Genomic DNA, 2,059 nt, shown 5'->3' with positions numbered 1-2,059 from the left:
GTTTTAAAAGTGCCATATTTTAAAAACAAATATACTATTATGGATATTAAAGGAAAGATCATTAAAATAATTAATGAGCATAAATTATATTTAATACCACATGACACAAAGGAAATAAGTTATGATATAAGCTTTATAGAGAATAATTTTAAAACATCTATCAAATTAGACGATAAGACACTTAATATTCTAGGGAGATTAACTAGTTATATAATTCTGAACTCAAAATTATATTTATTATCTAATGATATAAGTCGATCTTATATATACATGATTGATTTGAATACTGTAGAAGTTAGTATAATAAAGCAATCTCATTTGAATTTTAGTGAAATTTTTTTATTTGAAGATAACATATACTATAACATTTCAGATATATCTAACGAAATATTAATTACTAATATTCTGTTAGACGAAGACATTGAATATGAATTCAATATAAAAAATGAAATTATTAATAAAAGATCCATGATTAATAAATGTTACTATACTATTTATAAAAATCTTTCTTTAGATAAACTAAAAGGTATATACTTTTATGTTCATGGAGGCCCTAAAGATTATATAGGAAAGAACTATGATCAATTAAAGTCTCTATTCATCAACAATGGCTATTTGTTAGTTGCTATAAATTACCATGGGAGTATTACCTATGGTATGGAGTATGAAGAATCAATATATGGTAAATGGGGATTTCAAGAGCTAAGAGATATAAAAGAGGTTATAGAAGAGGTCATTTCGGAATACCCAAATTTAAAAAAAGACATAAGAATGTTAGGAATTAGCTATGGAGGAATACTAGCTAATTTAATAGTTGTAAAAGAAAATATTGAACTTAATAAAGTAGTATCGATATCTAGTCCTTATGAGGTTAAAAAATTCTATGATAATTTACCTCGATTTTACAAAAATATTTTCAATAGACGAGCTTTATATAAAGGTATTACAAAATATAATATTGAAGAGTTTAATCCAATAAATTATGTTAAGAACAAAGAGAACCGCACTTATCTAATATATATATATGGAGATAAGGATAAAAAAATTCCTATGAATTCTAGTATAGAAAGAGAAATTAAAAAAAATGTGAATTCCTATATTCAAGTCAGAACCGCAGGTCATAATATAAAAGAAATATTTGATAACCAATCAAATATAGATGACTTTCTTAACTTAATTTTTAAGTAATATGAAGAAGTGTAAAATAAACTGTTGACATACCACATCTTTAAGAAAAAATTGAATGTTTTAGTAAGATAATTGAAATTGGTAATAATATCTACAAATCAAAAGAAATTTTAAATATATATTGAGTTTACACTTGAAGAACTTATGTCTATAGGAGGTTTTTGTATGTGGACTATTAATACAATGAAACAAGATGAAGCAATGGAAATAGCAGATTTATGGAAATATCCTGAACCATATTCATTTTATAATTTAACAGAGGATATAGAAGACTATAATGAAATAATAGATCCTAACGAAAGAAAAGATCGTTTTTTTTCAATACAAGAAGATAATACCCTTATAGGATATTTCTGTATTGAAATGAGCAATAACTTTGTAAGTTTAGGGTTAGGAATGAAACCTGATTTAACTGGTAATGGTAAAGGAAAAGAATTTTTGACTTATATTATTAATTTTATTAAAAATAAATATAATGTTAAAAAAATTACATTATCAGTTGCAGGTTTTAATACAAGAGCTTTTAAAGTATATAGAAATAGTGGTTTTGTAGTGACAGGAGAAAGCGAAAATCAATCCAATGGGGGAGTTTATAATTTCATTAATATGGAAAAATATTTGTAAATTCTTTAAAATCTTAAAATCTAGTTTAGAATTTTAAATAAAAATATTAAAAGTTGAATGAATGTATAATACTCTTATGTTAACAAATTACAATAAAAACCTAAAAAAGCAAAAAATCATAAAAGTAAAATAGTAAATTTTATCATTTTTTGTATTTTAATCCTCAGAGGCGTATATTAAAAGTATAAAGAATTGGAATATTAAGAAATTATACTTATTAAAAGGGTGATGTTCTTATGTATTATAC

2 protein-coding genes are annotated in these 2,059 nt (G+C 23.4%); both read left to right on the top strand.

Going from position 1 to position 2,059, the window contains the following annotated elements; all coding sequences use genetic code 11:
* On the top strand, positions 1-1,188 hold a 1,188-nt coding region (locus CD129_RS12055; protein ID WP_144437017.1), incomplete at its 5' end, for an alpha/beta hydrolase family protein.
* A gap of 165 nt (positions 1,189-1,353) precedes the next feature.
* Positions 1,354-1,812, top strand: a complete 459-nt coding sequence (locus tag CD129_RS12050) for a GNAT family N-acetyltransferase (protein WP_160149101.1) — start codon at positions 1,354-1,356, stop codon at positions 1,810-1,812.
* Positions 1,813-2,059: the final 247 nt, after the last annotated feature.

Source organism: Mammaliicoccus fleurettii, from assembly GCF_003970575.1.
Taxonomy (GTDB): Bacteria; Bacillota; Bacilli; order Staphylococcales; family Staphylococcaceae; genus Mammaliicoccus; species Mammaliicoccus fleurettii.
Note: the sequence above shows the minus strand (reverse complement) of the source record. Positions and strands in the feature narration are given on the sequence as shown.